Source organism: Gammaproteobacteria bacterium (assembly GCA_040183005.1).
Lineage (GTDB): Bacteria > Pseudomonadota > Gammaproteobacteria.
Genome location: JAMPIW010000007.1, coordinates 1,102,760 through 1,125,270, shown reverse-complemented (window position 1 = coordinate 1,125,270; position 22,511 = coordinate 1,102,760). Strand labels below are relative to the sequence as shown.

General features: G+C 56.9%; 25 protein-coding genes and 1 pseudogene. 13 read left to right on the top strand and 13 right to left on the bottom strand.

The features are described 5' to 3' along the window. Positions 1-13: 13 nt before the first annotated feature. From M3A44_11235 to M3A44_11200, 8 genes are all read right to left on the bottom strand, one after another. Positions 14-724 (bottom strand): electron transport complex subunit E, encoded by a 711-nt coding sequence (locus tag M3A44_11235; GenBank protein ID MEQ6342199.1) that lies wholly within the window; start codon positions 722-724, stop codon positions 14-16. Next, complete coding sequence (rsxG, locus tag M3A44_11230; GenBank protein ID MEQ6342198.1) at positions 714-1,361, bottom strand: electron transport complex subunit RsxG; 648 nt, start codon at positions 1,359-1,361, stop codon at positions 714-716. Before rsxG ends, M3A44_11235 begins: the two co-directional genes overlap by 11 nt. A gap of 5 nt (positions 1,362-1,366) precedes the next feature. After that, a complete protein-coding gene (gene rsxD, locus M3A44_11225) occupies positions 1,367-2,416 on the bottom strand; it encodes an electron transport complex subunit RsxD (protein MEQ6342197.1) in 1,050 nt (349 codons plus the stop codon). 124 nt (positions 2,417-2,540) lie between these two features. Continuing rightward, a complete protein-coding gene (rsxC, locus tag M3A44_11220) occupies positions 2,541-4,076 on the bottom strand; it encodes an electron transport complex subunit RsxC (protein ID MEQ6342196.1) in 1,536 nt (511 codons plus the stop codon). Continuing rightward, complete coding sequence (gene rsxB, locus M3A44_11215) at positions 4,073-4,654, bottom strand: electron transport complex subunit RsxB (protein MEQ6342195.1); 582 nt, start codon at positions 4,652-4,654, stop codon at positions 4,073-4,075. Before rsxB ends, rsxC begins: the two co-directional genes overlap by 4 nt. Before the next feature lie 3 nt (positions 4,655-4,657). Next, entirely contained in the window at positions 4,658-5,239 is a 582-nt protein-coding gene (rsxA, locus tag M3A44_11210) for an electron transport complex subunit RsxA (GenBank protein MEQ6342194.1), read from the bottom strand. 110 nt (positions 5,240-5,349) lie between these two features. Continuing rightward, positions 5,350-7,401 carry a methionine--tRNA ligase gene (gene metG / locus M3A44_11205; protein ID MEQ6342193.1) on the bottom strand — a complete coding sequence of 684 codons (2,052 nt, stop codon included), beginning with the start codon at positions 7,399-7,401 and terminating at the stop codon, positions 5,350-5,352. 237 nt (positions 7,402-7,638) lie between these two features. Then, positions 7,639-8,700, bottom strand: a complete 1,062-nt coding sequence (locus tag M3A44_11200; protein MEQ6342192.1) for a hypothetical protein — start codon at positions 8,698-8,700, stop codon at positions 7,639-7,641. Positions 8,701-8,986: 286 nt separating this feature from the next. Here M3A44_11200 and ybgC point away from each other — a divergent pair, with 286 nt between their 5' ends. The 11 genes from ybgC (at position 8,987) to M3A44_11145 (ending at position 16,491) form a co-directional block, all read left to right on the top strand. Further along, a complete protein-coding gene (gene ybgC, locus M3A44_11195; GenBank protein ID MEQ6342191.1) occupies positions 8,987-9,406 on the top strand; it encodes a tol-pal system-associated acyl-CoA thioesterase in 420 nt (139 codons plus the stop codon). Further along, positions 9,403-10,086, top strand: coding sequence for a protein TolQ (gene tolQ, locus M3A44_11190; protein ID MEQ6342190.1), 684 nt, complete (start codon positions 9,403-9,405; stop codon positions 10,084-10,086). Before ybgC ends, tolQ begins: the two co-directional genes overlap by 4 nt. Before the next feature lie 3 nt (positions 10,087-10,089). Then, positions 10,090-10,527, top strand: a complete 438-nt coding sequence (gene tolR / locus M3A44_11185) for a protein TolR (protein MEQ6342189.1) — start codon at positions 10,090-10,092, stop codon at positions 10,525-10,527. Between the two features lie 37 nt (positions 10,528-10,564). After that, the gene (tolA, locus tag M3A44_11180) at positions 10,565-11,521 is read left to right on the top strand and encodes a cell envelope integrity protein TolA (GenBank protein MEQ6342188.1); all 957 of its coding nucleotides are present in this window, start codon (positions 10,565-10,567) and stop codon (positions 11,519-11,521) included. Between the two features lie 53 nt (positions 11,522-11,574). Next, entirely contained in the window at positions 11,575-12,843 is a 1,269-nt protein-coding gene (gene tolB / locus M3A44_11175) for a Tol-Pal system beta propeller repeat protein TolB (protein MEQ6342187.1), read from the top strand. Positions 12,844-12,877: 34 nt separating this feature from the next. Continuing rightward, positions 12,878-13,447: a peptidoglycan-associated lipoprotein Pal gene (gene pal / locus M3A44_11170; protein ID MEQ6342186.1), complete on the top strand. Its 570-nt coding sequence runs from the start codon at positions 12,878-12,880 to the stop codon at positions 13,445-13,447. 9 nt (positions 13,448-13,456) lie between these two features. Next, positions 13,457-14,290: a tol-pal system protein YbgF gene (gene ybgF, locus M3A44_11165; protein ID MEQ6342185.1), complete on the top strand. Its 834-nt coding sequence runs from the start codon at positions 13,457-13,459 to the stop codon at positions 14,288-14,290. After that, the gene (queE, locus tag M3A44_11160) at positions 14,287-14,931 is read left to right on the top strand and encodes a 7-carboxy-7-deazaguanine synthase QueE (GenBank protein ID MEQ6342184.1); all 645 of its coding nucleotides are present in this window, start codon (positions 14,287-14,289) and stop codon (positions 14,929-14,931) included. The genes ybgF and queE overlap by 4 nt, the downstream gene beginning before the upstream one ends. Next, the gene (gene queC / locus M3A44_11155; GenBank protein ID MEQ6342183.1) at positions 14,932-15,639 is read left to right on the top strand and encodes a 7-cyano-7-deazaguanine synthase QueC; all 708 of its coding nucleotides are present in this window, start codon (positions 14,932-14,934) and stop codon (positions 15,637-15,639) included. It begins immediately after the preceding gene. 83 nt (positions 15,640-15,722) lie between these two features. Beyond that, positions 15,723-16,160, top strand: coding sequence for a type II toxin-antitoxin system RatA family toxin (locus tag M3A44_11150; protein MEQ6342182.1), 438 nt, complete (start codon positions 15,723-15,725; stop codon positions 16,158-16,160). Beyond that, positions 16,147-16,491, top strand: coding sequence for an RnfH family protein (locus tag M3A44_11145; protein ID MEQ6342181.1), 345 nt, complete (start codon positions 16,147-16,149; stop codon positions 16,489-16,491). Before M3A44_11150 ends, M3A44_11145 begins: the two co-directional genes overlap by 14 nt. Positions 16,492-16,536: 45 nt before the next feature. Here the strand turns inward: M3A44_11145 and bamE are convergent, their stop codons facing one another. Further along, positions 16,537-16,866, bottom strand: coding sequence for an outer membrane protein assembly factor BamE (gene bamE / locus M3A44_11140; protein MEQ6342180.1), 330 nt, complete (start codon positions 16,864-16,866; stop codon positions 16,537-16,539). Between the two features lie 275 nt (positions 16,867-17,141). Between bamE and fur the strand changes: the two genes are divergently transcribed. Then, positions 17,142-17,561 (top strand): ferric iron uptake transcriptional regulator, encoded by a 420-nt coding sequence (fur, locus tag M3A44_11135; protein MEQ6342179.1) that lies wholly within the window; start codon positions 17,142-17,144, stop codon positions 17,559-17,561. Positions 17,562-17,589: 28 nt separating this feature from the next. On the opposite strand, the gene M3A44_11130 is transcribed toward fur, so the two are convergent. The 4 genes and pseudogenes from M3A44_11130 to M3A44_11115 form a co-directional block, all read right to left on the bottom strand. Beyond that, on the bottom strand, positions 17,590-18,144 hold the full coding sequence (locus tag M3A44_11130; protein MEQ6342178.1) for a cob(I)yrinic acid a,c-diamide adenosyltransferase: 555 nt from the start codon (positions 18,142-18,144) through the stop codon (positions 17,590-17,592). Between the two features lie 494 nt (positions 18,145-18,638). Next, positions 18,639-20,093 (bottom strand): FGGY family carbohydrate kinase, encoded by a 1,455-nt coding sequence (locus M3A44_11125; protein ID MEQ6342177.1) that lies wholly within the window; start codon positions 20,091-20,093, stop codon positions 18,639-18,641. Next, positions 20,068-20,541: an NUDIX hydrolase gene (locus tag M3A44_11120; GenBank protein ID MEQ6342176.1), complete on the bottom strand. Its 474-nt coding sequence runs from the start codon at positions 20,539-20,541 to the stop codon at positions 20,068-20,070. Before M3A44_11120 ends, M3A44_11125 begins: the two co-directional genes overlap by 26 nt. Further along, positions 20,538-21,116 (bottom strand): annotated as a pseudogene (locus M3A44_11115) (pseudouridine synthase). Before M3A44_11115 ends, M3A44_11120 begins: the two are co-directional and overlap by 4 nt. 114 nt (positions 21,117-21,230) lie before the next feature. On the opposite strand from M3A44_11115, the gene icd reads away from it, so the two are divergent. After that, the gene (gene icd / locus M3A44_11110; protein MEQ6342175.1) at positions 21,231-22,487 is read left to right on the top strand and encodes an NADP-dependent isocitrate dehydrogenase; all 1,257 of its coding nucleotides are present in this window, start codon (positions 21,231-21,233) and stop codon (positions 22,485-22,487) included. The last annotated feature ends 24 nt before the right edge of the window (positions 22,488-22,511 follow it).

The following is a 22,511-nucleotide window of genomic DNA, read 5'->3' as shown; positions in this document are numbered from 1 at the left end:
AGATCATGGTCGATTACGCAGCAGTCCTTGCGGCGCTTGTCGGCATCGCCATGGCGACCGCGCCACGACGCTGCTTGCGACGCGCGTCGATAACATTCTTGAGTGCGATGAGCAGACCCAGCCCGATGAAAGCGCCAGGAGGTAGGAGGGCAAACAGGAACCCACGGTAATCGTCGAACAGGGTAATGGTCATCCACTTGGCGCCCTCGCCAAACATCAAGTGGGCCTGGGAGAACAGCGTGCCCTTTCCAAGCACTTCACGCAGGCCACCCAGCACCACCAATACGGCAAGAAAACCCAGTCCCATGGTGAAGCCGTCCAACGCGGCGCGGCCTACCGTGGTCTTCGACGCAAACGCCTCTGCACGGCCCAATACCGAGCAATTGGTGACGATCAGTGGAATGAATATGCCGAGCACAAGATACAGATCGTGGACATAGGCGTTCATGGCCAGTTCGATAGCGGTGACGATGGAGGCAATGACTACCACAAACACCGGGATGCGCACATCCGGTTTGACCTGATGGCGGATCAGGGACACCACGGCATTCGATAGCGCCAGCGTCACCAGGGTGGCAATACCCAGTCCCAGGCCATTGATGACGGTGCCGGATACCGCCAGCAGCGGGCACAAACCGAGGATCTGCACCAGCGCGGGGTTGTTGTCCCACAGCCCATTCTGGGCGATTTCGCCGTAATCACCATTGGAGTCATTATTTGCCATGGGGGTTGACCTCCGTCGGACGTGAGGCGAATAGCGCTTCGCGGTTTGCAGAAAAGTATTGTAAACACTTATGCACGGCCTTGACTACAGCGCGTGGTGTAATGGTTGCTCCGGTGAATTGATCGTATACTCCGCCATCTTTCTTGACGCGCCATCCGGCGGCATCGGGGTTCAACAGTGATTTTCCGTTGAAGCCCGTGATCCAGCCGGAACGCTCAATCTCAATGGCGTCGCCCAGCCCAGGCGTTTCGTGATGCGTGATAACCCGCACCCCGGACAGTGTGCCGTCGTAACGAATCGCTACCAGTAGCTTGATCGCACCGCTGTAACCATCGGGGGCGATGGGTGACATAATCGCTGCCACAGGCGTGTTCTTCAAGCGTGCACGGTATACCGTGACAGGCTGATCAGTGCCGAGAAATTCCTTGGATGCTACTGTAGTTATGTCGGCGGAAATGTCGTTGTCATGCAGCGTTGAAGGCACCAGGCTGTTTAGAGTGCGCAATAGCGTCGCGCGTTCCTCGATGGAGATGCGCTCAGCGGTGGCGTCATGGGTGAGTGCCACCATTCCGGCGCCGATCACGGTGAATGCGCCTAGCAGCAGGGCCATTTGTAGCATGTGTTTTGGCAGGGACATGGAGATCAGTCCTTACGTTTTGCGCCGTGGCCGAGAACGCGCGAGTGGATGTAATAATCGATGGTCGGTGTCGCCAGATTCATCAACAACACGGCAAAGGCCACTGCATCGGGATAACCTCCCCAGGTGCGGATAACGTAGACCAGTACACCTATCAGCGCGCCATAAAGAAGCCGTCCGCGGGTGGAGGCGGGCGCGGTGACCGGGTCTGTGGCGATGAAAAATGCGCCGAGCAGTGTGGCCCCGCTGAACAGGTGAAATAGTGGGGAGGGATAGCTTACGGGATTGATGATAAAAAAGATCAGTGCCATGCCCAGCAGCCCACCGATCATGGCGACGGGGATGTGCCAGTTGATGACTCGCTTATAGAGCAGCCACAGCCCGCCCAGCAAAAACCCCGCGCTGATCCACTCGCCGCCCTTGCCCCCGAAATGGCCGAAGATGGGCGTGGTGCTGATAATCTCGTCCACGCTATGATCCAGTTTGATTTGGGTTTTCAGGGTGTCCAGCGGCGTGGCCGTGGTCAGCGCATCCAGGCGTAGACCATCAGGCAGCCCGCCGCCGAAGATGATGTGCAGCGTATCGAGGAAGCCAAGGCTATGCTGGGTTATCAGCATCAGAGGCGCCTGCCAAGAGGTCATCTCCACCGGGAAGGAAATCAGCAACAGCACATAGCCAACCATCGCCGGGTTGAAGGTGTTGTAACCGAGTCCGCCATAGAGCTGTTTGGCGATAATAATCGCAAACGCCGTGCCGATCAGCGTAATCCACCACGGCGAGAGCGGCGGGATGGAGATGGCGAGCAATACGGCGGTGACCAATGCGCTGCCATCCGTCAGAAAGGGCTTGAGCGGTTTATCGCGCATCGCCAGCATCGCCGCTTCGCAGCCCAGCGCGACAACAATGGCGAACAGGATATTGATGACCACCCCCCAGCCAAAAAACCAGACATAAGCGATCAGGCCAGGGATGAGTGCATACACCACGCGCAGCATGACGCTGGTAACCGATGCCGGCATATGCGCATGAGGGGAGCTGGGAGTTTTTAGTTGCATTGCGTCAGGGATCGGGAAACAGGTGCCAGGCCAATAATTCGATTTACCCCCTCTCCCCGCATGGGGGGAGAGGGTTGGGGAGAGGGGGCATTTAAATTTGAAATGGAGTTACCCCTTTTCTTTCTCATTCTCCGCCCTTTATCTCTTCACGCTTCGCCTGCGCCCGCTCCATCGCCGCCACGATGGCCGCCTTCTTGGTATCGGAGGGGTCTGCAGGCGCAGCGGTCAGTTCTTCCTTTTTCTGCGTATGCTTTGCCGCGCGCTCGGTCTTTTCGCGCTCGATGCGTTGCAGGCGAAATTCGTAGCGCAGGCGGGCAGCCTCGGCCTTCTGTTTTTCACGCTCCTTGGCCCAGATCTCGGTCTTGGCGTAGCGGTAATAGTGTACCAGCGGGATATTGCTCGGACACACATAGGAACAGCAGCCGCACTCGATGCAGTCAAACAGATTATATTCCTGCACCTTATCCAGATCCTTGGCGTGAGCGTGCCAGTAGAGCTGTTGCGGCAGCAGGTTGACCGGACAGGCATCCGCACATGCCCCGCAGCGGATACACGGCATCACGGGCCGTTGCGGAAGGCTGTCGGAGGCGGTCATGGCCAGGATGCAGTTGGTGGTCTTGATCACCGGTACACTGTCGCTTGGCAGTGCGAAGCCCATCATTGGCCCGCCCATGAGCAGGCGCTCCAGCGTACCGGGATTCCAGCCGCACTCGTCGAGCAGATCCTTCACCGGCGTGCCGATCAACACCTCCAGGTTACGTGGCTGGGCAATATTGCCGCCAGTGATGGTCATATAGCGCGAGATCAGCGGCTCGCCATATTCCACTGCGCGGTACACGGCGGCGGCGGTGCCTACGTTGTGACACACTACGCCGATATGAATCGGCAGGCCGTTGCCCGGCACTTCCATGCCGGTGAGCACCTTGACCAACTGTTTTTCACCGCCTGCCGGATAGATGGTCGGCACCTGCACCACCTGGATGTCTGTCCCCGCCGCAGCGGCGCACATCGCCGCATAGGCGTCGGGCTTGTTGTCTTCGAGCGCGACAATGCACTCGCGCGCGTGCAGGGCGTGGCGGATGATGCCCACGCCAGCGATGATGTCCGGCGCACGTTCGCGCATCAACATGTCGTCGCAGGTGATGTAAGGTTCACACTCCACGCCGTTGAGTATCAGGGTGTTGACCACCTTGCCGGGGCCGGGATTGAGTTTGATGAAGGAGGGGAAACCCGCGCCGCCCAAGCCTACAATACCCGCCTCGCGGATGATGTTGCGTAATGCACTGGGATCAAGCTGCGTGTAATCGCCGTGCGTTTGCAGTGGAGTCCATTGGTCTGCGCCGTCGGTTTCGATGACGATACAGGGAGCGCTCAGGCCCGAAGGGTGTGGCACGGGAAAATCACCGATCTCGACCACGACCCCAGAGCTGGGGGCATGTACCGGCGCGCTGACAAAACCCTTGGCGTGCGCAATCATTTGCCCCTTTAGCACCTGATCGCCGACTTTAACGACAGCCTCGGCGGATTCGCCGATATGCTGGTGCAGCGGCAGGATTAACCGTTTGGGCAGGGGTGCTCGCTGCACCGGGTGATGAGTGGATTCCTCTTTGTGTGCTGGCAGATGGACGCCGCCGTTGAATTTCCAAAGGCGCCGGATCACCCGTGCGCGCCTTTCAGAGCGGGCGGTTGCGCCTCCCGAGCCGGTTGTTCATCGGGAAATGTCCATGTCCACTGCGCGATGCTCGGTTTGAGAGGCACCATGTCTATGCAGTTGACGGGGCAAGGCGCGACACACAACTCGCAGCCAGTGCATTCCTTGGCGATGACGGTGTGCATTTGCTTGGCTGCGCCAAGAATGGCATCCACCGGGCAGGCCTGGATGCATAGCGTGCAGCCGATGCAGATAGACTCATCAATGACCGCCACCATTTTGGGCTTGACCTGGCCGTGTTCCGCACTCAGCGGCTTGGGGTCGCGGCCTAGCAGATCGGCCAGCTTGACGACGCCGGCCTCGCCGCCGGGTGGGCACTGATTGATATCCGCCTCGCCCTTGGCTATCGCCTCGGCATAGGGGCGGCAACCGGGATAGCCGCACTGGCCGCACTGGGTTTGGGGCAGGATGGCGTTGATCTTCTCGGCAAGCGGGTCGCCCTCGACCTTGAAGCGGATCGCAGCGTAGCCCAGTACCAGCCCGAACGCGGCCGCCAGGGCGCCTAACGCAATGATTGCTGCGAGCACTCGCTAACCTCTAACCAAACCTGAAAAGCCCATGAACGCCATCGACATCAACCCCGCCGTTACCAGTGCAATTGCAGGCCCCCGGAAGGCCACCGGCACGTCGGCAACGATAATGCGTTCACGCATCGCGGCGAACATGATCAGCACCAGGGACGAGCCAACCGCACCACCGAAGCCGTACAGCGCGGACTGGAGAAAACCATGCTGCTCCTGCACGTTAAGCAACGCCACGCCCAATACTACGCAGTTGACGGTGATCAACGGCAGAAAGATGCCCAGCACCTGATACAGCACCGGGCTGGTCTTGTGCACCACCATCTCGGTGAACTGCACCACCGCCGCGATCACCATGATGAAGGCGATGGTGCGCAGATATTCCAGCCCAAGCGGTGCGAGCAGGTATTCATTGACCAAATAACTGCTCACCGAGGACAGCGTGAGCACGAACGTGGTGGCCAGCCCCATGCCCGTGGCGGTCTCCAGCTTCTTCGACACGCCCATGAACGGGCACAGTCCAAGAAACTTCACCAGCACGAAGTTGTTCACCAGCACGGTGCTGACGAGGATGAGTAGGTATTCAGTCATGGGTGGTACCGAAAAACGATTGTAATGTAGGGTGCGCCGTGCGCACCAAATTCATTTGCCGGGCCATGGTGCGCACGGCGCACCCTACTTAACGGCATTGATTTTTGGCCCTACTTCACCCGCATTCCCGGTTGCGCACCTTCATCGGGCGAGAGCAGAAAAATGTCCTTGCCGCCCGGCCCGGCTGCCAGCACCATGCCTTCTGATACGCCGAACTTCATCTTGCGCGGCGCGAGGTTGGCGGCCATCACCGTCAACTTGCCCACCAGGTCTTCGGGAGCATAGGCTGACTTGATACCCGCAAACACGGTGCGTGTCTCGCTGCCCAGGTCCAGTGTCAGCTTGAGCAGCTTTTCCGCGCCCTCTACGTGTTCGGCATTCGCGATACGTACTATGCGTAGGTCTATCTTGGCGAAGTCTTCAAAATTGATCTCTGCGTTGATCGGGTCGCTCACCAGTGCGCCAGGGTGTTCTGTGCCCTTCTGTATTGGAGTCGCATTCGTGACGGAGAGTTCCACTGGTTTTTCGCTGGCCAGCATGGTGTCGATCTTGTCTTTCTCAACACGCGTCATAAGTGGGATAAAGGTGTTGATATGGTGGCCTGTTAGCGGAGTATGGAGGTCTTTCCATGCAAGTTCAGGAATATCAAGGAACGTCTCAACCTTGGTCGCCATCTCTGGCAGAATAGGTTTCAAGTAGATCATCAGTACCCGGAACAGATTGATGCCGACGCTGCATACATTCTGCAGTTCGGTTTCGCGCTCAGGCTGCTTGGCGATCACCCACGGCTGTTTTTCATCGATATACTGGTTGGCGCGGTCCGCCAGCGCCATAATCTCGCGCACTGCGCGGCTGAATTCACGCGCTTCGTAAAGCTCACCTATATTCTTGCCAGCGGTAGAAAATACTTCGTATAAACCACCTTCCGCACAGGAGGCCGATAGATGGCCATCGAAGCGCTTGGTGATGAACCCCGCGCAGCGGCTGGCGATGTTCACCACCTTGCCCACCAGGTCGGCATTGACACGCTGCAAAAAATCATCGAATTGAAGGTCGATATCCTCCACGCGGCTGCTGATCCGGCTGGCGAAGTAATAGCGCAGATATTCAGGGTCGAGATGATCCAGATAGGTGCGCGCCTTGATAAACGTGCCGCGCGATTTGGACATCTTCTGGCCGTTGATGGTGAGAAAGCCGTGCGCAAAGATCGCCGTAGGTTTGCGGAAGCCGGCACCCTCCAGTATTGCAGGCCAGAACAGGGCGTGGAAGTAGACGATGTCCTTGCCGATGAAGTGATAAAGTTCTGTCTGGCTGTCCGGCCCCCAGTAGTCGTCAAAACTATGGTTTTCCCGGTCGCACAGGTTCTTGAAACTCGCCATGTAACCGATCGGCGCATCCAGCCATACGTAAAAGTACTTTCCCGGGGCATTCGGAATCTCGAAGCCGAAGTAGGGCGCATCGCGTGAGATGTCCCAATCCTGGAGCCCTGCCTCGAACCACTCGTTAAGCTTGTTTGCAATCTCGCTCTGCAATGCGCCACCGTGCGTCCAGTCTCGCAGCATCGCTTCAAAATCACCCAGCTTGAAGAAATAGTGCTCGGATTCTTTCTCAACCGGCGTCGCGCCGCTGAGCGCCGACACCGGGTTTTTCAGGTCCGTCGGTGAATATGTGGCGCCGCACACCTCGCAACTGTCACCGTATTGATCCTTGGCCGCGCAGCGCGGACACTCGCCGCGGATGAAACGGTCCGGCAGAAACATGTTCTTGATCGGGTCAAAGGCCTGGGTGATGGTGCGCGTGGTGATGTGCCCGGCTTCGCGCAGGCGCTGGTAAATCAGCCCCGCAAACTCCTGGTTCTCCGGTGAGTGCGTGGAGTAATAATTGTCAAAGCCAATGCCGAAGCCCGCAAAATCGGCGCGGTGCTCCTGGCCAATGCGCTCGATCAGCGTCTCCGGTGTAATGCCTTCCTGCTGGGCACGCAGCATGATCGGCGTGCCGTGGGCGTCATCGGCGCATACATAAATGCACTGGTTGCCCTGCATTTTTTGAAAGCGCACCCAGATGTCGGTCTGGATATATTCGACCAGATGGCCGAGGTGGATCGGCCCGTTGGCATAGGGCAAGGCACTGGTGACGAGGATCTTACGCGGTGTCGTAGGCATTTTAATCTCTGAGGGTGTAATTCCTCGTGGCTTGCCACGTGAAAATAAATTGTTGCGGTGGTAATCGTTAGATTACCGGGCAACTCCTTAGCAATATCCCGCCCCTTAGGACGGGGTTTTTTATTGATGTAGTGATCAGGCTGAAATTATAACCTGATCGCCAGGGGTTGTGGAGTTTGGGGCGTTAAGCGGTGAAGATTAAAGAAGGCGTGTGCCAATAGACGTGCTACTTTCGGGCTAGCACCCGGCAGGTATCGAGCCGACGGTACTGGATTTGCAGATATCGCCAGCGCGTTTGCGCACTGAGAATGTTGCGCCATATTTAAGCGGGTTCTGCTCGTCATTACGGAAGGCATTCCAGTCCAGGTTGCTGGCGGCGTCGTCCCCGTTTATGTATGTATAGGTTCCTTGTCCAAAAGTATCGCTGTCTCCCGCCCCGCCTTCAACAAAGGTATAACGGCCGCCAGTGACATTGGTTTTACCTGTTTGTGCGTTGGCTGTCACAAAGCTATTATCTGGACCATTGGTATCGAAATTTCCAGGAATTTTGGCATTTACCCCGGCGAAGGTAACCTTGTTGGTTATTAAGCCGGCTTTGGTATTATCGTTATACTTGCTGTTGCTCATATCAATCGAAAATTGGGCTGTCATATCGGTTGCGCCACCCGCGTCTTTCGAGGTGATAGTCTGAGTGATCGTGGGTTTGTCAGCCAATGTGTCTTTCAGAAATACCTGCGATATCTGACTGTCGTTCAAAATATCTTTCATAATCACCCGGGTCGGAAAGCCAGAGCGGTTGCCCGTGCTGGCAGAGGTCATGTTGTTTTTGAGCGGATCAAAACCATTGCCGCCGCCCGTGAAGCCGTTGATATCGCCGCCGCTGTATGAGCAGTTTTCCGCAATACAACTAGAGCCGGTTTGCCGGGCTATGTATACTTCCTGGGCAAAGGGAATGGTGGACTGATTCGCCGCGCTCGGTACGATCGGATTCCCGCTGCTGTCGACGCTGCCCATGATAATGTGATAATAGCTTTTCCCATCAGCGCCCGTGACGATCTCTTGAAGGAAGGGCGTCTTGTCAGGGTCGCTGTAATTGCCAAAGCCGCTACTCCCGGTCGTACTGCACCCCTGTCCCGCATCGGCAACGCCCATGTTGCACCTAAAGTCGGCCTGACCAGTCAGGCTGCCTTTCTGCTGCTGCCAATTCAGGACGAATGGTTCTACTGCAAGGGCGGGTGTGCTGACGGCCATATATAGACAGGCGCTCAGCGTGCCAAATAGATTCATCGTTTTGGTCATGGCGCACCCTCAATCATGGTAATGACAGCCGCCTTTCCGTTGGCATCAATATGAATTGATGAGTTGTGAAAAGGGCCTGAGTGGCAGTTCTAAAGCTGTAATTGCTTCCTCTCAAAGGTAGTATCGGCAGGCTGGGACAGGAGCTTTAGGGGTATGTTAGGAAAAACTTATGGTTAAATTCATGGGGGATGAGCCGGGAGGAGCTATACGCTTCGGTTTCAGCCAGTCGCTGCTCGATACTGGTTCATGGTAATATTCAGGAAATTTGAGGGAGTGGCGTAGAATTGTGAGTGAGTTTCAGTGGCCCGTCCGTGTCTATTATGAAGATACCGACAGTGGCGGGGTTGTTTATTACGCTAATTATCTGAAGTTTATGGAGCGTGCCCGCAGCGAATGGTTGCGTAGCTTGGGCGTGGAGCAAGATGAACTGATAGCCAGGGATAGTGTGATTTTTGCCGTGCGATCTGCGCAAATGGAGTTTCTCAGCCCAGGGCGGTTTAATGATTTGTTGCATGTCAGCGCAAGGGTAATATGGCGTGGCCGCGCCAGCCTGACTTTTGAGCAAAAAATATCGCGTGCAGATCAAGGCGAATCTCCGCTATGCATAGGGAGTATCAAAATCGCCTGCCTCAATGCCACCACATTGCGCCCGTGCCCCATCCCTGGTTATATCCTTGAAAAAATTCCCTACGGAGATGTTCAGTGACGGCTGATTTGTCGATTCTTCACCTTATATTAAACGCCAGCCTGCTGGTGCAGCTTGTGATGGCGTTATTGCTGGTGGTTTCAATGGTCTCCTGGACCCTGATCTTCCGCAAATGGGCATCTCTGAGAGATGCGCGTCAGATGGCAAACGCTTTTGAAGCGCGCTTTTGGTCTGGCAATGATCTCAATAGCCTGTATAAAGAGGCATCTCAGCGGCGAGAGCTGGCCGCAGGCATGGAAGGCATCTTCTGCGCGGGTTTCAAGGAATTTGCCCAGCTGCGCAAACAGGGTGGTGCTGAGCCGATGGCCGTGCTGGAGGGTGCGCAACGCGCCATGCGGGTAGCGCTGAATCGCGAGATCGACGCCTTGGAGATGAATTTGCCCTTTCTCGCTACGGTGGGCTCTACCAGCCCGTATGTCGGCCTGTTTGGCACTGTCTGGGGAATTATGAACTCCTTCCGCGGGCTGGGTAATGTTCACCAAGCCACGCTTGCGATGGTGGCGCCAGGCATTGCCGAGGCGCTGATCGCCACTGCCATGGGGTTGTTCGCCGCGATTCCGGCAGTGGTTGCCTATAACAGGTACAACAACGACGTGGAGCGGTTGATCAACCGCTACGAAACTTTCCTTGAGGAATTTTCCACGCTGCTGCAACGCCATGCGCATCAAGGAGCGGGCTAAGCCATGGCCCGCAACCGCCAGCGCAACCGAAAGCGCCCCATGGCAGAGATGAACGTGGTGCCCTACATCGACGTAATGCTGGTATTGCTGGTCATCTTCATGATCACCGCACCGCTCCTGACCCAGGGCGTCAAGGTCGACCTGCCCAAGGCGGAGGCCGAAGCCGTCGATAGCGGGGATCAGGAACCGCTGGTGGTGACGGTGGATGCGGCGGGGGAGTATCACCTCAACATCGACAGCACGGGTAAAAGCATCGATGATGACACGCTGAAGCAACGTGTGGCTACGGTGTTGAGCCGTCAGCCCAAAAGACAGGTGCTGGTGCGTGGCGACAAAGACGTCAATTATGGACGGGTGGTCAACGCCATGGTGTTGTTGAAAGGTGCTGGAGTTGAGAGTGTAGGGCTGGTGACCGAGCCTGCGGATAAGCCGGCAAAATGATCGAGGTGGCGTTAAGCAAGGCAACGTTCGATTGCATATGCTGAAAAAAACCACTTTCACCCCTCGCGCCGTGGTGTATGCGATTCTTGTCCATGTTGCGCTCATCGCGTTGCTGGTGGTCAGTCTCGATTGGACGCCCAAGCCCAAGCCCGCGCAACCCGAGGTGGATCCCGTCAAAGCGACGGTGGTGGACGCCGGCCAGCTTCGGGCGGAGCGTGAGGAACGCAAGCAGGTGGAGCAGCGCAAGCAGCAAGAACGGGAAGATCGCCAAAACCGTCTGGAAGAAGAAAAGCACGCAGTTGAGCAGCGACGCGAGAAAGAACAGCAGATTAAGGCGCAGCAGAAGAATCAAGCCGAGGAGCTTGCCCAGCACAAGAAGCTGGAGGTTGAACGCCAAGAAAAATTGAAAAAGCAGCAGGCGGATGAACTTTCCCTCAAGAAAAAACTCGAAGTTGAAAAGCTGAAAAAAGTACAGGAAGCCAGCCGACTCGCCAAAACGAAACAGGAAAAAGAGGCCGACGAAAAAAAGCGCAAGGAAGAAGAGAAGCGCCTTGCCGAGCTGGAGGCTAAGCGTAAGGCGGCGGAAGCCGACAAAAAACACAAGACTGCAGAAGAAAGGCATCGTCGCGACGCGGAAGAGCGCGCCTTGCAGGAGCAGCTTGATGCCGAGCAGCAGCGTCAGAACGCCGACAAAGAACGGCAGGCAAAGGCCGCTGAAGGCAAATACCAGGGGCTGATCCAGCAAAAAGTCAAACGTAACTGGTTGCGCCCGCAAAACACGCGCGATGGCATGAAGTGTACGGTGCTGGTGCGTCTCGCGCCGAGTGGTGAGGTGCTGGTGGCGCGCGTCACGCAGAGCAGTGGCGATGTGGCATTTGACCGTTCAGCAGAAGCCGCCGTGTACAAGGCATCCCCTTTGCCGGTGCCGCAGGATGCAGCAGTATTTGAAGAGAGATTTAGAGAGTTCAATTTTATTTTTAGGCCAGAAGGATGAGTTTCGTGTCTCCCAGATTTGCCCCGTTGTTGCTAGTGTTCTGCCTGTGCGCCATGGTGCTGTCTACTCCTGTGCGTGCCGCGCTCACTATTGAAATCACTGGCGGCGCGGAAGGCGCGCAACCCATCGCTATCGTTCCCTTTGGGTGGGAGGGTGCAACCGCACCGCCCGAAGATATTGCCGGCATTATCTCCGCTGATCTGCACCGCAGCGGTGAGTTCGCCCCCTTGCCGGAAAAAAGCATGGCGTCCCGGCCCCATGAAGGCTCGCAGGTCAACTTTGCCGACTGGCGTGCGGCAGGCGCGCCAAATCTGGTGATTGGCAAGCTGCGAGCCTCCGGTAACGGTTATGTTGCACAGTTTCAACTCTTTGACGTCTTCAAGGGTGAACAACTGGCGGGATACAGTATTGCTTCAAGTGAACAGGATCTGCGTCGCACTGCGCATCAAATCAGTGACATTATCTATGAAAAACTCACCGGTCAACCCGGCGCCTTTGCGACGCGCATCGCCTACGTCACCGAGGTGCGTGGCGCCAACGCCAAGAGCCGCTATTCACTTTGGGTGGCGGATGCCGATGGCTATAACCCTGTGGCTATCCTGAATTCAGCACAGCCCCTCATGTCGCCGGCATGGTCGCCGGACGGCGCACGGCTCGCGTATGTCTCGTTTGAACGGCGCCGCCCCGAGGTTTATGTGCAGGAGATAGCTACCCGCCACCGCGAGCTGGTGGCGTCGTACCCTGGAATTAACAGCGCACCGGCCTGGTCGCCGGATGGCACCCGTCTGGCGCTTACCCTTTCAAAGGACGGCAGCCCGGATGTTTACATCCTGAGCCTGAGAAATAAATCACTGCTGCGCGTTACCGATAGCCCCGCAATTGATACCGAGCCATCTTGGTCACCCGATGGTAAAAGCCTGGTGTTTACATCGGACAGAGGAGGGCGTCCACAGTTGTATCGCGTATCCGCGGCTGGCGGCAAGCCCCAGCGCCTGACTTTCGAGGGTGACTATAATGCACACGGCGTATTTTCACCCGATGGACGTTCCTTGGTGATGGTGACGGGAGAGAGCAACCGATTCCGTATTGCTGTACAGGATTTGAGTTCAGGCGCACAGCGGATCGTGACCGATACCCGCCTGGATGAGTCGCCGAGTTTCGCGCCGAATGGTGCTATAATTGCGTATGCTACCGAGGTGAATAACCGGGGGGTGCTGGCGATGGTGTCGGTTGACGGCCGGGTGCGTCAACGTGTCACCCAGACGGAAGGCAACGCCAGGGAACCCGCGTGGGGTCCGCGAACCAACCGTCCCAAGCCATAATTTTTCATAAGCAAAACCCAAAAAGGAGTGAATAATGAAGATGTATGCAAAACTGTTGGTGAGCATTGTGCCTGTTATGTTAATTGTGGGTTGCACCACAACTCCTAAAGTGGCGGAAAAGTCTGCGCCTGTTGAAGAGCGTGCGGCACCGGTTGCCAACGCCCCTTCGGCTGCAACCCCTGCTCCTGCAAATTCTTCCGGTGTTGAAGTGCTTGCCGCGCCCGACAAAGGCGGATTCAAGGGCGATCCGCTCAACGACCCGGCCAGCCTGCTCTCAAAACGCGTTGTCTATTTTGAATTTGACAGCAGCGAGATCAAAGACGATGCGCGTCCAGTCATTGAGGCCCATGCCGCCTACCTGGCGGAGCGCCCCAAGATGTCGATCACCCTCGAAGGTCACGCCGATGAGCGCGGCTCGCGTGAATACAATCTGGCATTGGGGGAGCGTCGTGCAAAGGCAGTGCAGCAGCTCATGCAGCTCAAGGGCGTGTCCTCGAAGCAGTTGGATGTTGTCAGTTTCGGTGAGGAGCACCCGATAGCCCTCGGTCATGGTGATTCTGACTGGTCGCAAAATCGCCGTGTCGAACTGGTATACCCTAAGTAAGGCTTTTTTGTGACGCGACGGCTTGCACTCCCCCGGTATATCGCAGGGTTAGTCTGTTTTGGTCTGGCCTCAACCGGACTGGCGGCACCGCAGGGTGCTGCAAGCGCGCCGGTTATTTCAGCGCCGTCTCCTGTTTCATCCCTTGAGGCGCGCGTCACAAAACTGGAACAATTGCTGGAAAGCCAGACGCTGGTGGAGATGCTAATGCGTCTGGAACGGCTGCAAGCAGACGTCCAGCGTCTGCATGGCGATGCCGAAGTGCAGGGGCACGACATCGAAAGCCTGAAACGGCGCCAGCGTGATTTGTCCCAGGATATCGACCGCCGCCTGCGCCAGATAGAGCAGGCGGTGGCTGCCGCCAAGGAGGCGCCTCCCGCGCAAACACCGCAACCGCCCGTGACGGCGCCGCCAGCCGCATTATCAACTCCTCCCGATGCAACGGCGAAACCGGATGTGTCGCGCGAGCAGGTGATGTATCAGCGTGCCCTCGATGGATTGAAGGCGAGCCGTTATGATCAGGCCATCAGCGATTTTCAGGCCTTTCTGACCAGTTACCCCAAGAGCGAATATGCTGCCAATGCGCAATATTGGTTGGGAGAGGCCAATTATGTAACGCGCCGTTTTGAAACGGCCGCGACACATTTTAAAAAAATCATCGACAGCTATCCTGCCAGCACCAAGCTGACAGACGCCACGCTCAAGCTCGGGTTTGCCTATTATGAACTGGGTGACCGGGAGCAGGCGCGCAAGACGCTTAATGACGTGGCGGCACGCTATCCCGGCACAACTGCGGCGCGTCTGGCCACGGAGCGTTTGCAAAAGATGAAGAGTGAGAGCAGATAGCTTTGAGTTTGCGCATTACCGAGATCTTTTATTCCTTGCAAGGCGAGACACGCACGGTGGGTTTGCCTACGGTATTTGTGCGCCTTACCGGCTGTCCGCTGCGTTGCCGGTATTGTGATACGGCGTATGCCTTTCAGGGTGGGCAAACGATGCCGCTGCCGGAGATTCTCGCGCAAGTTGCGGCTTACCAGCCGCGCCATGTGACGGTGACCGGTGGCGAACCCTTGGCGCAAAAGGCCTGCCATGATCTGCTTACGGCGTTATGTGACGCAGGCTACGAAGTGTCGCTGGAAACCAGCGGTGCGCTGGATGTCTCCGCAGTTGATCCGCGTGTGGTTAAAGTCGTTGACCTCAAGACTCCAGGTTCCGGTGAGATGGATAAGAATCGTTACAGCAATATAGAGCACCTGAATACGCAGGATCAGGTTAAGTTCGTGTTGTGTGACAGGGCCGATTACGAATGGGCAAAGGGTATTCTGGCGCAGCATGATCTGCCTGCCCGTTGCGAGGTATTGTTTTCGCCCAGCCACCAGCAATTGTCTGCCACCGATGTGGCGGACTGGATGTTGGCGGATCGCCTGCCGGTGCGTTTGCAAATTCAGTTGCATAAACACCTGTGGGGCGATGCGCGGGGTAAATAAGTGATCGGGGCGTCCTGTAAAAAGGCCGTGGTATTGGTGTCCGGCGGCCTCGATTCGGCAACCACTTTGGCGCTTGCCATAGAACAAGGCTTCAGTTGCCATGCCTTGAGCTTTGATTACGGCCAGCGCCATCGCTCCGAGCTTGCCGCCGCGGACCGCATTTCAGAGGCTTTGGGGGCCACCGAATACAAGGTCATCAAACTTGATCTGGGTGGTATCGGCGGCTCTGCGCTTACTGACCTGTCGATTCCCGTGCCGGACCAGCCCACCCAGGGTATCCCCGTTACCTACGTCCCCGCGCGCAATACCATCTTCCTGGCGCTGGCGCTGGGATGGGCAGAAGTACTGGGCGCGCGTGATATATTCATCGGCGTGAACGCGGTGGATTACTCCGGTTACCCGGACTGCCGCCCGGAGTTCATCGCGGCCTTCGAGCAGCTTGCCAACCTGGCAACACGCGCCGGTGTTGAGGGCGAGCACGTTGCCATACGCACACCCTTGATTTCTCTAAGCAAGGCGCAAATTATCCGTGAAGGGGTACGGCTGGGTGTGGATTATGCCCTCACGGTATCCTGTTACAGCGCCGACGCGCAGGGCCGCGCCTGTGGCGTGTGCGACTCGTGCAGGCTGCGCGCCGCAGGTTTTGAGGCGGCGGGGGTGGTAGACCCCACGATTTATGCCATTTCCAAATCAATAGTGGAATCGTAGGGTGCGTGGGACGCACCCTACATAATTATTGGCGCTTTGAAATAGAAGTCGATTTACATAACTACAACCATCGGGCCCTTCAAATGACAATAGTGAGCAGAAGCGCGCTGGTCGCGTATGCCGCGAGCGAGATGTATGCGCTCGTTGATGACATCAAGACCTACCCGGATTTTTTACCGTGGTGCAAGACCGCCACAATATTGAGCCGTGACGAGGACGAAGTGCGGGCCTCGATCGAACTGGCGCGTGGCGGAATACAAAAATCGTTCACCACCTGTAACCGGCTGCAACACAACAAGATGATCGAGATGCGCCTGGTGGAAGGTCCGTTTCGCCATCTGGAGGGTTTTTGGCGTTTTGATGCCCTGGGCGAGAGAGCATGCAAGGTGTCGCTGGATATGGATTTTGAATTTTCCAACAAGCTGGTTGGCATGGCGATAGGTCCCGTATTCAATCAGATCGTCAACAGCCTGGTGGATGCCTTTTGCGCGCGTGCAGTGGATGTCTATGGGCAGCGCTGAGACGATCCATGTCGAGGTGGCGTATGCCCGCCCTGACGAGCAGATCATTATTCCGCTCGAAATCCATGCCGAGGCGACACTGGAAGAGACAATCAGGCACTCGGGTGTTTTGGAACGCTTTCCTGAGATTGATCTGGGTGTGAATAAGGTGGGCATTTTCGGCAAGCTTGGGAAGTTAAGCGCCAACTTGCGCGCGGGCGACCGAGTGGAAATTTACCGGTCCTTGCTGGCCGATCCTAAAGAGGTGCGCAAACAGCGCGCCGCCCAAGGCAAAAAGATGAAGAAAGGCGGGGGAGAGCTTGAGACCGCCGAGTCTCCCACCGAAGGGTAGCGTGCCGTTACGGCGCGGCTCCTGTCCCCTTTAGGGTGCTTGTATTTATACCCCGGGGGTAGGCTTCGCGCTCGGCCAACCCTCAATCCGAATCAGTTTTTCGTCCTCGAAAAAGAGTGTCACACGCTGCATCTCAGGCTTGTTTTTGCCCACCTGGAGACTGTATACGTAATCCCAGCGGTCGCGGTGAAATGGGTCGGCAAGTAGCGGCGTGCCAAGGATAAAGCTCACCTGACGCTTGCTCATGCCCTCCTTGATCTGCTCGCGCATCTCTGGCGTGATGACATTGCCTTGCTGGACGTCGATTTTGTGAATGCTGCAGGCTGATAAAACCAAGCTGGCAGCGCACAGTACAATAATGAGAATCTTTTGCATTCTGGGCGTCATTGCTTAATAATTTACTCGGGTATTGTTCCCGTGACAACCGGAACTGACAACTAGCAGCCTGTCGGACTTAGGGGGTCGTAGCGAAAAAGCGGGAGAGCGAGGGCAGTTTTTCGCTATTTTGAGGAGAATAGCTGACACTATTTAACGAAAAATAGCGGAAAAATGGACCGCTCTCCCACTTTTGCAGCAGATTCGACCTAAGTCCGACAGGCTGCTAGAACCGGATAAAATAATAACATGGTTCAGACTTGAGGGAGTGGCTAATGGAAAACCCGAATCTTAAAAAGGCGGGACTCAAGGCAACCTTGCCGCGCGTTAAAATCCTGGAGATCCTGGAGAGCAACGCGTTGCGCCACATGAGCGCTGAGGACATGTATAAGGCATTGCTGGAGACGGGGGAAGATGTCGGGTTGGCGACGGTGTACCGGGTGTTGACGCAATTTGAAACGGCGGGACTGGTGTCGCGCCATCACTTCGAGGGCGGACAGTCGGTATTCGAGCTGAATCAGGGTGAGCACCACGATCATATCCTGTGTATCAGTTGCGGCAAGGTCGATGAATTTAGCGATGAAACCATAGAACAGCGGCAACGCGCCATCGCCAAAAAGGCCGGTTATATGATGACCGACCACTCCCTGTATATTTATGGTGTGTGTGCCGAGTGCCAGAAAAAAAAGAGTTGAGGTAGGGGCGGGTTTGTAACCCGGTACTCTACCTCCGATGCCGGTCTCGCTGCCAGAGCACTTCCTGCCCGCCTTCGGCGCGTGCCAGCACACGCGCGATGACGAACAATAGATCCGATAGGCGGTTAAGATAGGCGAGAGCTTCCCCGTTGATTGTTTCGTTGCGCGCCAGGCTTACTACGTGGCGTTCAGCACGTCGGCATACCGTGCGTGCCAGGTGGCACGTAGCCGCGGCAGGGCCGCCGGCGGGCAGGATAAACTCTTTGAGGTAGGGCAGATCGGCGTTGAATGTGTCCAGCGTGGTTTCCAGTCGTGCCACATCATCCGCCGTTATGACATGATGCCCAGGGATGCAAAGCTCTCCACCTAAATTGAATAAATCATGCTGGATATCCGATAGGCAGGCATGCACCGCTTCGGGCAGGCTATGGGCCAACACCATGCCGATCACGCTGTTAAGTTCATCCGCTGTACCATAGGCCTCCACTCGCGGGCAATCCTTTGCTACGCGTGATCCATCGCCCAGGCCTGTGTCGCCCTGATCGCCGGTGCGGGTGTAGATTTTTGAGAGACGGTGCCCCATGTGTTTAGCCTTTTCGTGGTTTGTGGTGATAGTCGGTAGTTGCAGCCATTTTAGATTATAGGGCAGAGCTAACTGTTGAGGTACGCCTTTGATGAGTCCCCGGCAGCGATCCGCTGATTTCGTCGGCCCACTTTATGGCTCCAAGATAAGCATTTCTAATGCGCTCTAAATCGAGACGTCTTGAGAGAGGTTCCCCAAATTATCGGCATTTGTGATGGTTTCATCCTAAAAAAAGCTATTGAACCACAGAGAACGCAAATGCCGGGCAGGACGCCCAAATGCGGTGGGTGCAGGGATGCACAGGAACCGCGAAATTCAGGAGGTTAGCTTAACAAGTACGCCCACCCAGCGGGTGACTCGGCACACCTTGTCAATGTCTTGTTTTTCCTCTGCATTCTCTGCGCGCTCTGCGGTGAATCGCCGTTTTTAGGTTCATGATGCTTTCGGCAGGGATGCTTGGTTGACACAAGGAAAGGCGGGCCGATGGCGGGCCGTTATCGAAAAGCTGACGCCAGTGGCGGCATGACATCCCGCCAGCGTTGAAAACGCTGCGCCAGCGGCGGGTTTTCAGCGGGTACAAAATTGATGGTTGTGCCGGTCTCCGGCCAGGCCGGAGACCCACCCACCAGCAGGAACGCTGTGCCGCGCGCGGTGGCTTCGCATTCGGCGGGGCGGTGGACGGGCAGGCCGCTGAGGTCGGCGAGGCGCTGGCAGAGGCCGTCGAGCGCGGCCAGGCCGCCGCTGATGATGATCTTTTTCGTGGGGGCGTGCATTGTCTCCATCTCGGCCAGATTGGTGTAGAGCAAGAACACGATGCTTTCGACAACGGCGACGATTTTTTCCCAAGGCTCGCCTTCCCCGATGAATCGCGAGACAAAGTCAGGTATCCAGAATGGCGCTCCTAGCCCTGCAATGCCGTTGAGAAACAATGGCGGTGCGCTCTCGTTTGCCAGCCATGCCGCCAATCGGGTTGCCGTATTACGCAATCCCAAAGCCTTGCTGGCCCAATCCAAGGCGCTGCCCGCGCCGTTGATAGTGGCTTCGAGGGTGTAGGTAGTTTGCTGGTCTTCCTGAAAGGCAATGCTGGTCAATAATCTTGGATGCGCGGGTTGTCGGCTGGTGACGCGTTGCACAAAAGCGCCGGTACCCATGTTGATATAGACCGTATCCGGTTGCGGCTGGCCGAAGCCGAACAGGGCGGCGGATTGATCGCCGGTGGCGATGGTGAGCGGGATGGTATGCCCTCCTGCGCGCAGATGGCCGAAGCCGTACCGCGTGGGCACGCAGCGGGGCATGGGAGTACGCGGCACGCCGAACAGCGCTAGTAATCCGTCGTCCCAATCCCGGGTTTTAATGTTCCATAGCAAGGTGCGCGAGGCGTTGGCGGGGTCCGCCAGCAAGGGGCGTTCCTCAAGCAGATGGAACAGAGCGAAGCTCGCCAGTGGCCCGCAGGCGAGGGTGTTATTTTGATGGGCGGCCTGGACGGCAGGCAGGTGATCCAGGCACCAGCGTAATTTGCTTGCGCCATAATGGGCGGACAGAAAAAGCCCGGTGCTTTGATGGATCTTTTCGCTGTCCGCCGAGAATTGTTGCAACCAGGCATGGGCGCGCCGGTCTTGCCAACTGATGACGGGCGAGAGCGCGGCGCCGCTATGTTTGTCCCAGCACACCACGCTGGAGCGTTGCGTTGCCAGTCCTGCCGCGATCACATTTTTGCCACGTTCGCCCAAGTGGTGCATGGTATTGCTAATGGCGGTATGCAGAGAGGTGATCACTTGTGCCGGGTCGTGCTCCGCCCAGCCGTGGTGGGGATGAGTAATGTCGATGGGTTGAAAATCGCTGGCGATAATCCTCCCTTGGCCGTCAAATACCAGAGCGCGGCTCGCATGGCCACCCTGGTCAATGGCGAGATAAAGCGGGTCGTCAGGCGGCGCTGGCGTTGGGTTCATCGAAATGGAAGTCGCCGATGATGTCCAGCGGGTAGCGTTTACCGGCCAGATAATCATCGATGCAACGCATCACCATTGGGCTGCGCAGGCGCGCAGTGTTTTCACATAGTTCGGCGCGTGTCATCCATACCGCGCGCAGGATGCCGGTGTCAAGGGTGCGGGATGGTTCATGGTTGTGGCAGGAGCCACTAAAACACGCGCGCAGGTAGGTGGCGCCGCTGCGTGGGTGTTGCCAGCGGTAGAAGCCGACCAGCGCGGCGGGCCGGAAATGCCAGGCGGTTTCTTCCAGGGTCTCGCGGACAGCGGCCGCGATCAGGCCTTCGCCCTCGTCCAGGTGCCCTGCGGGCTGGTTGTAAACAATCCTGCCCTCGCTTTGCTCCTCAACCATGAGAAAGTGCCCTTCGCGTTCGATTACGGCGGCAACGGTTACGTGGGGTTTCCAGGTCATGTATGAACTCTTTCCATATTTGGTTTTTTCACTTTTCTCATTAACGGCAGTTGAACCTCTTTCCATGAGCCGGGCGCAAGCCCTTCTATAGTCCATTCGCCGATGGCATAACGGATCAGCCGTAGCGTTGGATGGCCAACGGCGGCAGTCATGCGCCGCACCTGGCGGTTGCGCCCTTCGCTGATTTTCAATTCGAGCCATGCAGTAGGAATGGCTGCCCGGTAGCGAATGGGCGGGGTACGCGGCCAGATTTCGGGCTCATCCATCAATCGCGCCTTGGCATGTGCAGTCATGCCATCATTGAGCAGCACACCCCGCTCCAGGGTAACCAGAGCGTCGGTATCAGGAACGCCTTCCACCTGTACCCAATAGGTCTTTTCCATTTTATGGCGCGGGTCTGAGATGCGGTGCTGCAGCTCGCCGTCATTTGTCAGCATCAACAGGCCCTCGCTGTCACGGTCCAGCCGTCCGGCGGGATAGACGCCCGGCACGTCAATATAATCCGCCAGCGTCTTGCGCCCTTCCTGATCGGTGAACTGCGTCAGGACATCATAGGGCTTATTAAACAGGATGATTTTTACCATTTTGTGAATATACCCGATTTACCAGTGCGGTGAGGGTCTGGAATTGTTAAAATGCTTCAAGTTATAAGCTGATCTGCCGTGTTTTTTTGTGATGATGGAGTGTGTATGACCTACGATAAGATTACCGTCCCCGCTAATGGCGAACGGATTACCGTCAATCCGGATTTTTCGCTGAATGTCCCGTCTTGCCCGATTATCCCATTCATCGAAGGGGATGGCATCGGCGTGGATGTCACGCCAGTCATGTGCACAGTGGTCAATGCGGCGGTAGATAAGGCCTATAACGGCGCCAAATCCATCGCTTGGATGGAGGTGTACGCCGGGGACAAAGCGACACAGGTCTACGGCAAGGATGTTTATCTGCCGGATGAGACCATGCGCGCGCTGCGTGAGTATCCCGTCTCCATCAAGGGGCCGCTGGCGACGCCGGTGGGCGGTGGCATCCGCTCCTTGAATGTCGCTCTGCGCCAGGCGCTGGATCTTTATATCTGCCTGCGTCCTGTGCGTTATTTTACCGGCACTCCCAGCCCCGTGAAGGCGCCGGAGAAGGTGGATATGGTGATCTTTCGCGAAAATTCCGAGGATATCTATGCCGGCATCGAGTGGGCGGCGGGTACGCCTGAGGTGAGGAAGGTGATCGATTTTCTGCGCAATGAAATGGGCGTGACAAAAATCCGCTTCCCCGACAGTTCCGCCATCGGTATCAAGCCGGTGTCGCGCGAGGGCACCGAGCGCCTGGTGCGCAAGGCATTACAGTATGCCATCGACAATGGGCGTGACTCTGTGACCCTGGTGCATAAGGGCAATATCATGAAATTCACCGAGGGCGGATTCAAGAGCTGGGGTTATGAGCTGGCTAAAGCTGAGTTCGGCGCGCAGGAGATCGGCAATGGGCCGTGGTGCCGCATGAAAAATCCCAAGACCGGCACTGAGATCCTCGTTAAGGATGTTATCGCCGACGCCTTTCTCCAGGAGATCCTGTTGCGTCCCGAGGATTTCAGCGTGATTGCCACGCTCAACCTCAATGGCGATTACATCTCCGACGCGCTGGCCGCGCAGGTGGGCGGAATCGGCATCGCCCCCGGCGCCAATCTGTCCGATTCCATTGCCATGTTCGAGGCAACGCACGGCACCGCGCCGAAACACGCAGGAAAGAATGATGTCAATCCCAGTTCCGTGATCCTCTCTGCGGAGATGATGCTGCGCCACATGGGCTGGTTTGAAGCGGCGGACCTGGTCAGCAAGGGTGTTGCAGGCGCCATTGCCAGCCATACCGTTACCCACGATCTGGCGCGACTGATGCCGGAAGCAACGCAGGTGAGCTGTTCCGGGTTTGGCGAGGCGGTTATTGCTAATATGTAGCTGACAGGGGCAACCAGGGAGTCT

Excerpts from the sequence above, each read along its gene's own strand:
- M3A44_11235 (MEQ6342199.1), bottom strand. The coding sequence starts at position 724 with ATGGCAAATAATGACTCCAATGGTGATTACGGCGAAATCGCCCAGAAT.
- rsxG (MEQ6342198.1), bottom strand. The coding sequence starts at position 1,361 with ATGTCCCTGCCAAAACACATGCTACAAATGGCCCTGCTGCTAGGCGCA.
- rsxD (MEQ6342197.1), bottom strand. The coding sequence starts at position 2,416 with ATGCAACTAAAAACTCCCAGCTCCCCTCATGCGCATATGCCGGCATCG.
- rsxA (MEQ6342194.1), bottom strand. The coding sequence starts at position 5,239 with ATGACTGAATACCTACTCATCCTCGTCAGCACCGTGCTGGTGAACAAC.
- metG (MEQ6342193.1), bottom strand. The coding sequence starts at position 7,401 with ATGCCTACGACACCGCGTAAGATCCTCGTCACCAGTGCCTTGCCCTAT.
- M3A44_11200 (MEQ6342192.1), bottom strand. The coding sequence starts at position 8,700 with ATGACCAAAACGATGAATCTATTTGGCACGCTGAGCGCCTGTCTATAT.
- tolR (MEQ6342189.1), top strand. The coding sequence starts at position 10,090 with ATGGCCCGCAACCGCCAGCGCAACCGAAAGCGCCCCATGGCAGAGATG.
- tolA (MEQ6342188.1), top strand. The coding sequence starts at position 10,565 with ATGCTGAAAAAAACCACTTTCACCCCTCGCGCCGTGGTGTATGCGATT.
- tolB (MEQ6342187.1), top strand. The coding sequence starts at position 11,575 with ATGGTGCTGTCTACTCCTGTGCGTGCCGCGCTCACTATTGAAATCACT.
- pal (MEQ6342186.1), top strand. The coding sequence starts at position 12,878 with ATGAAGATGTATGCAAAACTGTTGGTGAGCATTGTGCCTGTTATGTTA.
- M3A44_11150 (MEQ6342182.1), top strand. The coding sequence starts at position 15,723 with ATGACAATAGTGAGCAGAAGCGCGCTGGTCGCGTATGCCGCGAGCGAG.
- M3A44_11145 (MEQ6342181.1), top strand. The coding sequence starts at position 16,147 with ATGGGCAGCGCTGAGACGATCCATGTCGAGGTGGCGTATGCCCGCCCT.
- bamE (MEQ6342180.1), bottom strand. The coding sequence starts at position 16,866 with ATGCAAAAGATTCTCATTATTGTACTGTGCGCTGCCAGCTTGGTTTTA.
- fur (MEQ6342179.1), top strand. The coding sequence starts at position 17,142 with ATGGAAAACCCGAATCTTAAAAAGGCGGGACTCAAGGCAACCTTGCCG.
- M3A44_11130 (MEQ6342178.1), bottom strand. The coding sequence starts at position 18,144 with ATGGGGCACCGTCTCTCAAAAATCTACACCCGCACCGGCGATCAGGGC.
- M3A44_11125 (MEQ6342177.1), bottom strand. The coding sequence starts at position 20,093 with ATGAACCCAACGCCAGCGCCGCCTGACGACCCGCTTTATCTCGCCATT.
- M3A44_11120 (MEQ6342176.1), bottom strand. The coding sequence starts at position 20,541 with ATGACCTGGAAACCCCACGTAACCGTTGCCGCCGTAATCGAACGCGAA.
- icd (MEQ6342175.1), top strand. The coding sequence starts at position 21,231 with ATGACCTACGATAAGATTACCGTCCCCGCTAATGGCGAACGGATTACC.